General features: G+C 59.1%; 6 protein-coding genes. 3 read left to right on the top strand and 3 right to left on the bottom strand.

Going from position 1 to position 7,548, the window contains the following annotated elements; genetic code table 11:
• A partial coding sequence (locus GVI59_RS13785) for a 1-deoxy-D-xylulose-5-phosphate synthase N-terminal domain-containing protein (protein WP_277876388.1) occupies window positions 1-213 on the bottom strand: 213 nt, incomplete at its 3' end.
• 472 nt (window positions 214-685) lie between these two features.
• Between GVI59_RS13785 and hpnH the strand changes: the two genes are divergently transcribed.
• Together hpnH and GVI59_RS13775 are read left to right on the top strand one after the other, a co-directional pair.
• Window positions 686-1,882: an adenosyl-hopene transferase HpnH gene (gene hpnH / locus GVI59_RS13780; protein WP_173574772.1), complete on the top strand. Its 1,197-nt coding sequence runs from the start codon at window positions 686-688 to the stop codon at window positions 1,880-1,882.
• 102 nt (window positions 1,883-1,984) lie between these two features.
• Window positions 1,985-3,274, top strand: coding sequence for a hemolysin family protein (locus GVI59_RS13775; RefSeq protein WP_173574771.1), 1,290 nt, complete (start codon window positions 1,985-1,987; stop codon window positions 3,272-3,274).
• A 10-nt stretch (window positions 3,275-3,284) separates the two neighbouring features.
• On the opposite strand, the gene ccmB is transcribed toward GVI59_RS13775, so the two are convergent.
• Both ccmB and ccmA read right to left on the bottom strand, forming a co-directional pair.
• Window positions 3,285-3,953: a heme exporter protein CcmB gene (gene ccmB, locus GVI59_RS13770; RefSeq protein ID WP_173574770.1), complete on the bottom strand. Its 669-nt coding sequence runs from the start codon at window positions 3,951-3,953 to the stop codon at window positions 3,285-3,287.
• A complete protein-coding gene (gene ccmA / locus GVI59_RS13765; protein ID WP_173574769.1) occupies window positions 3,950-4,579 on the bottom strand; it encodes a heme ABC exporter ATP-binding protein CcmA in 630 nt (209 codons plus the stop codon). The genes ccmB and ccmA overlap by 4 nt, the downstream gene beginning before the upstream one ends.
• 259 nt (window positions 4,580-4,838) lie before the next feature.
• Here ccmA and acnA point away from each other — a divergent pair, with 259 nt between their 5' ends.
• A complete protein-coding gene (gene acnA / locus GVI59_RS13760; protein WP_173574788.1) occupies window positions 4,839-7,535 on the top strand; it encodes an aconitate hydratase AcnA in 2,697 nt (898 codons plus the stop codon).
• Window positions 7,536-7,548 lie beyond the last annotated feature (13 nt).

The raw sequence follows: 7,548 nt of genomic DNA, 5'->3' as shown, positions 1-7,548 counted from the left end.
GCCCAGCGATGCGCCGAGATGACCGCCCGTCGTGGACACCGTCTCGACCGTCTCGGAGCGAAGCTCGTCCGCGACCTGCTTCAGCTGGTCGACCGACAGGTTCCGCAGGTCAACAGGGTGCGAAACACGGTCCAGTAAAGGAAAGCGCCCGCGCGTGGGGATGGGCTTGCTGTCACCTGACGAAGGCTGGGAGGAAGGTGTGTTCTGGGCCATGACTAATCACATCCATCGTCTGTGTATCACCGACAGGCTCGTCTGTATGAGCCGTTGAAACGCCTGAACTTCAAGGTGTTTGCATAACCGTTGAAAGATGCTGTCTGATGACACGACGGGCATTCGGGCTCATGAGACCCATGTGGTTGCAGACAAACAAAATGTCGGATCGATAAAAAAGTCTGGCCTGCTTGGTCGTGTTTCAGTGTTGGTTGCAAGGGTCGTTTTCCGAATGGCCGATTGGTGTGGTGTTATTGCAACAGATGTTCAATCTGCACTTGAGTGCGGGAAGGCGGTTATTATATAGGCATCAATCCGAATGCGTGGTGCCGTAGATGCACACACGCGCCATGACTTGTCCGCAGGCCTGAGCCACGAGACGGTTTCTATTCTTCTTTCCGGACATGGCCATATTATGTCCGCAACTTGATTGGACGTCGGCGTTGAGCGCCGACCTGAGGAGCAGAGCGTAATGGCGGTACCTTTGATGCAGGCTGTCCGGGTCGGCGCGTATGTTGTGAAGCAGCATATTACCCGCAGGCAGCGTTACCCCCTCGTGCTGATGCTGGAACCGTTGTTCCGCTGCAATCTTGCCTGCGCGGGCTGCGGAAAGATCGACTACCCGGCGGCTATTCTGAACCAGCGCCTTTCCATGCAGGAATGCCTTGATGCAGACGCCGAGGCCGGCGCTCCGGTCATCGCCATCGCTGGTGGTGAGCCTCTCCTTCACAAGGAGATGCCGGAGATTGTCCGGGCGCTGATCGACCGCAAGAAATATGTCTATCTCTGCACGAACGCCCTTCTTCTCGAGAAGAAGATGGACGATTTCGAGCCGAACCCGTTCTTCTCATGGGACGTGCATCTTGATGGCGACAAGGACATGCATGACGCGTCCGTCTGTCAGGAAGGCGTGTATGAGCGTGCTGTTGCGGCGATCAAGAAGGCCAAGGCGCGCGGCTTCCGTGTTTCCATCAACTGCACCCTGTTTGACGGCGCTGATCCGAAGCGCGTGGCCTCCTTCTTTGATGAAGTGATGGCCATGGGCGTTGACGGCATCATGACCGCGCCGGGCTATGCTTATGAGCGTGCGCCTGATCAGGAGCACTTCCTGAACCGTCAGAAGACGAAGCAGCTGTTCCGTGAGATCTTCCGTCTCGGCAAGGGGCACAAGTGGCGCTTCACCCAGTCGCCTCTGTTCCTGAACTTCCTCGCCGGTAACGAGACCTACCACTGCACCCCATGGGGCAAGCCGCTGCGTAACGTGTTCGGCTGGCAGCGTCCCTGCTATCTGCTGGGCGAAGGTTATGCGAAGTCGTTCAATGAACTGATGAGCGACACGAAATGGGATGATTACGGCACCGGCAACTATGAAAAGTGCGCCGACTGCATGGTTCACTCCGGTTACGAGTCCACGGCTGTCATGGATGCCGTGAAGCGTCCGTGGCACATCGCCAAGGTTGCGCTGTTCGGACCCGAGACCGAGAAGCCGATGGCTCCGGAAATCTCACTGGCGAACCAGCGTCCTGCTCAGTACAATTACTCCGAGCAGGTTGAAGAGAAGCTGGAAGAAATCGTTGCCCGCAAGAAGCCGGCCAAGCCGCCGCGTGTTACGACCGTGGTCAGCGCCTCGGCTTCACAGAAGGCTGTGCCTGTTGACGCCGCAGACTGAACTGCGGGTTAGATAATCGACACAGACTGAACTATATGGGGCGGAACCGGCGGGTTCTGCCCCTTTTTTCTTTATCGATCCTGTTTCCCACGTTCGGATGTCATGACTGTTTCCATTCTGATCATTCTGCTGCTCGTTATATTGAACGGCATTTTCGCCATGGGTGAACTGGCGTTGATTTCACTGAAGCGGCCACGTCTCGTGATGCTTCAGAGTCAGGGGGTGAGGGGGGCCGAACGGGCGCTCAAGCTGGCAGATGATCCACAGCGTTTTCTGCCGACCGTGCAGATCGGCATGACACTGGTGTCGATTCTGGAAGGCACATTCGGTGGCGTGAAAATCGAAGCCGCCCTGACGCCCTGGCTGGCCCAGTTTCCAGCCCTGCAGCCCTTCGCCGAAGACATCTCCATGGTGCTGGTCGTGGTCGTGATCACCGGGCTGATGCTGGTGCTGGGCGAACTCGTTCCCAAACAGCTGGCGCTTCAGTATCCCGAGCAGATTGCGGCGGCGCTTGCCGTGCCGCTTGATGTGTTGGGCATGGTCGCCCGGCCTTTCGTCTGGTTTCTCCGGTTATCCTCAAGTCTGGTGCTGAAGATTCTTCGCGTGCCAGTTGCCGATCGACAGACATTGACCGAAGAGGAGTTGCGGGCTGTCCTTCTCGAAGGAGCGCAGTCCGGCGTGCTGGAACACGAAGAGCGGACGATGATCGAGCGACTTCTGCGTCTGGCGGATCGTCCGGTGCGTGCGATCATGACGCCGCGTAACGAGATCGTCTGGATCGAGCGCCACGTCCCGCGCGATGTTCTCGTGTCCACCCTGCGCACGACTACTTTTTCCCGGCTCGTTGTGTGTGAGGGCGGAGTGGACAATCCTGTCGGCGTGATTCTGGCGAGCGATATGCTCGACCGTCTGCTCGACGGCATGCCGGTCTCGATCGAAGCGGGTCTCAGGCAGCCGGTTGTCGTGCCCGATTCCATCTCCGCGCTGGATATGCTGGAACGGATGCGTTCCATCCCGCTGGGGATTGCTCTGGTCGTGGATGAATATGGTTCATTCGAAGGAATTGTGACGGCTTCCGACCTGTTCGATGCAATCGTCGGAGAGGTCAACGAGCACGGTCAGCATATGCTGTTGACGGTCAAGCCCGGTGATGTCGTGATCCTTGAAGGATCGGAACCTGCTGACGAGGTGAAGGACCGGCTCGGCCTTGGAAAACTGCCGGGTGAGGGGGATTATCACACCCTTGGTGGCCTGATTCTTGCTCTGCTGCGTCGCGTGCCAGCGGTTGCGGACAAGGTGGTTTTTTCCGGCTGGCTGTTCGAGGTTCTGGAAATGGAAGGGCGGCGAGTGACCCGCGTGCGTGCGAGTCGTCAGGCGCTGGCGGAAAATTAAACCCGGTTTCCTACTCTGCCGCCGCTCGTAAACCCGCTCCGGCCGCAAGCGGACAGAGCGGGAAAGCCCCGGCAAGGATGGCCAGAAGCAGTTCCATATCGGGTGCCCATGCCAGTCCGATTCGAGCTGAATCGACAGCAGCAGCTCCGAAAATCAGCACTGGCGTAACAAGCGGCAGCACAAGCAGGGGCAGAAGAACGCCACCGCGCCGTGCGCCAAGTACGATCGACGCCGCCATCCCACCAAAAAGCGACAGCGCCATGGTGCCGGGAATCAGTCCTGCCATCAGTGCCGGAAAGGCGTGAGATGGCATATCGAGCATGATGGCCATCGGAACGGCGGCAACCAGCAGAGGAAGGCCTGTCGTCACCCAGTGAGCCGCCATTTTCGCCAGAGCGACAAGGGCGGGGGGGAGGCCGGTCAGCAGGAGATGGTCGAGCGACCCATCCTCAAGTTCCGATCCGAAAAGACGATCCAGAGGCAGAAGGGCTGCAAGCAGGGCGCAGACCCAGATGACGCCCGGCGCCATCCGTCGCAGCAATTCGGGAGAGGGACCGAGCGCCAGCGGAAACAGCGCCCCTGCAAGAATGAAAAACAGCACCGCTCCAAGCGTGTCAGCTCCATGACGCAGGGCGAGACGCAGGTCACGTCCGATAATTCCGAGAAAAAGGCGTGTCATGCGTCCGTGAACTCCCCGGCCCAGTCATCCGCCGGAACTCCCGACAGAGTCAGGTGGCGTACATCCTCTAGCGGGAGAGGGACATGGGTGGTGACGATGATCATGCCGCCTGCCTGTCGGTGATGACGGAGCGCTTCACCCAGTCGTGAGACGGAATGGACATCCAGCCCAAGACTCGGTTCGTCGAGCAGCCAGAGAGGGGCCTGCGCGAGAATCACGCGGGCAAGGGCGGCGCGTCGTTTCTGTCCGGCGGAAAACAGTCGCACGGGTGTGTCGGCCAGAGGCCGCAGATCGAAACTGTCGAACGCTTCCTCAAGAGATGCGCCGTGAGAAAAGACAGAAAGATTCTCGGTCAGGGTCAGGCCCGGCTTCAGGGCGTCCTGATGGCCGAGATAGGCAATATTGCGTGAGTAGGCCATGCGGTCAGAGAAGACGTTTTCGCCTTTCCACAGCAGTTCCCCCGAGTCCGGTTTTCGCAGGCCAGCCAGCACACGCATCAGCGTACTTTTGCCCGCGCCGTTCGGACCCGTCAGCAGCATTGCTTCGCCTGCGGAGAGGGAAAGGCTGACCTGATCAAGCACAAGCCGCTCGCCACGGAAAACAGTGATGTCCCGTGCTTCGAGCATCGCGGAAAGGGAGGATGTTTCAGAGATGAGCCTGTTCCCCTGTTTGTGACCACAGGAAGAGGGCTTTTCGCTCTGCTCGCGTTCTTGTGGTCGCCGGTACGCTTGTGCGGAGGCGCGCCCCCGGTATGTTCTAGCACCGATCAGAGATCAAGCCGGTGACCCGGGACTCTTCCCGGGTAGAGGCGCCCACCCCATGATTGCTGGGGGTGCTACCGGTTCGACATACCAGCGGGATGCTGTTGTCGCGGAGGGAGTTACTATGAAAGCGGTTGGGCACGATTCGTTGAAGACCGGGCGTGAGCTCAAGGTTGACGGCAAGACCTACCATTATTTCTCTATCCCGGAGGCCGAGAAAACCATTGGCAAGGTAGAGCATCTTCCAGTCAGTCTGAAGGTGCTGCTCGAAAACATACTGCGTTTCGAGGACGGGCGTTCATATACGCCGGACGACGCAAAGGCAATTGCGGCGTGGCTGGAAAAAGCTCGCAGCACGAAGGAAGTCCCCTTCAAGCCGTCGCGTATTCTCATGCAGGACTTCACCGGTGTTCCTGGTGTGGTTGACCTCGCCGCGATGCGTGATGGCATCGTCGAGCTGAAGGGCAACCCGGAGAAAGTGAACCCACTGGTGCCGGTCAACCTCGTCATCGATCACTCGGTGATGGTGGATGTCTACGGCACACCAGATGCGCTCCAGAAGAACATCACCATCGAATTTGACCGTAATGGCGAGCGCTATGCGTTCCTGCGCTGGGGTCAGGAAGCGTTCGAGAACTTCTCGGTCGTTCCGCCCGATACAGGCATCTGTCATCAGGTGAACCTCGAATATATCGCGCAGGTTGCCTGGACAGCCGAAGTCGGCGGCAAGAACTATGTCTATCCGGACACGCTGTATGGAACAGACTCCCACACGACCATGGTCAATGGTCTGGGCGTTCTGGGTTGGGGCGTTGGTGGCATCGAAGCTGAAGCCGCCATGCTCGGCCAGCCGATCGCCATGCTTATCCCGGATGTCATCGGCTTCAAGCTGACAGGCAAGCTGCCGGAAGGCGCTACGGCGACCGATCTGGTGCTGACCGTCACCCAGATGCTCCGCAAAAAGGGCGTTGTCGGCAAGTTCGTCGAGTTCTACGGCCCGGCTCTTGACCACCTGCCGGTTGCTGATCGTGCGACGATCGCCAACATGGCTCCGGAATACGGCGCAACATGCGGCTTCTTCCCGGTCGACAAGCTGACGCTCGATTACCTGCACGAGACAGGCCGTGATTCTCACCGCATCAAGCTGGTTGAGGAATACTACAAGGCGCAGGGTATGTTCCGCACGCCGGAAACACCCGAGCCCGTCTTCACCGACACGCTGGAACTCGACCTCTCCACAGTCGTACCGTCCATCTCCGGTCCGAAGCGTCCCCAGGACCGTGTTGTTCTGACCGACGCAAAGTCTGCGTTCGAAAAAGAACTGACGACCAGTCTCGGTGTGGCCGAAGCCGACAAGGACAAGAAGTTCCCGGTCGCCAACACCAACTACGAACTGGGCAGCGGCGACATCGTCATCGCGGCGATCACTTCCTGCACCAACACGTCCAACCCTGCCGTGCTGATTGCCGCCGGTCTTGTCGCCCGCAAGGCGCGCGCCCTCGGTCTGAAGCCAAAGCCATGGGTCAAGACGTCGCTCGCACCGGGTTCGCAGGTTGTGACGGACTACCTGAACCGCTCCAACCTGAGCGAAGACCTCGACGCTCTGGGCTTCAACACGGTTGGTTACGGCTGCACGACCTGCATCGGTAACTCCGGTCCGCTGGCTGACAACATTGTCGACGCCATCGAGAACAACAAGCTGGTCGCTGTTTCGGTGCTGTCCGGTAACCGTAACTTCGAAGGCCGTATCTCGCCGAACGTGCGTGCGAACTATCTCGCCAGCCCGCCGCTGGTCGTGGCTTATTCGCTGCTCGGTACGATGCGCAAGGATATCACGAAGGAGCCGCTCGGCACGTCCAAGGACGGCAAGCCGGTTTACCTGAAGGACATCTGGCCGACGAACAAGGAAATCGCCGCGCTGATCGGCTCGTCCATCAACCGCGAAGAGTTCATCAAGCGCTACGCCACCGTGTCGAAGGGCACGAAGGAGTGGCAGGATCTCAAGATCGCGACCGGTTCCGAGACCTACAAGTGGGATCCGAAGTCCACCTACGTGCAGGATCCGCCGTACTTCAAGAACATGCCCGCCGAGCCTTCGAGCACGACGAGCAACATCAAGGGTGCGCGCCTCCTGGCTCTGCTTGGTGACAACATCACCACCGATCACATCTCTCCGGCCGGCGCCATCAAGAAGGACTCTCCGGCAGGCAAGTATCTGATGGAGCATGGTGTGGAGCCGAGGGACTTCAACTCCTACGGCTCGCGTCGTGGTAACGACCGTATCATGGTGCGCGGCACGTTCGCCAACATCCGCATCAAGAACGAGATGTGCCCCGGAACGGAAGGTGGTCTCTCGAAGCACTATCCGGACGGCAGGCAGGGCTTCATCTACGATGTGGCCATGGAGTACAAGAAGGAAGGCACGCCTCTCGTCGTTATCGGCGGCAAGGAATACGGCATGGGCTCGTCCCGTGACTGGGCTGCCAAGGGCACGCTGCTTCTGGGCGTGAAGGCGGTCATCGCCGAAAGCTTCGAGCGTATCCACCGCTCCAACCTTGTGGGCATGGGCGTTCTGCCGCTGCTCTTCAAGGATGGCACGGATCGCAAGACGCTGAAGCTGAAGGGTGACGAAACCTTCGACATCATCGGACTTGAGAAGATCACGCCACGCATGGACGTGACGCTGGTCATCACCCGCGCCGATGGGACGAAGGAAGAAGTGTCACTACTTTGTCGCATAGATACGCTGGACGAGGTGGAATATTACCGTCATGGTGGCATTCTCCAGTACGTCTTGCGTGGGATGCTGAAAGCTGCCTGATACAACTCCGTCT

It is taken from the genome of Acetobacter sicerae (assembly GCF_011516765.1).
Taxonomy (GTDB): Bacteria; Pseudomonadota; Alphaproteobacteria; order Acetobacterales; family Acetobacteraceae; genus Acetobacter; species Acetobacter sicerae.
This window is presented reverse-complemented; position numbering and strand designations above follow the sequence as displayed.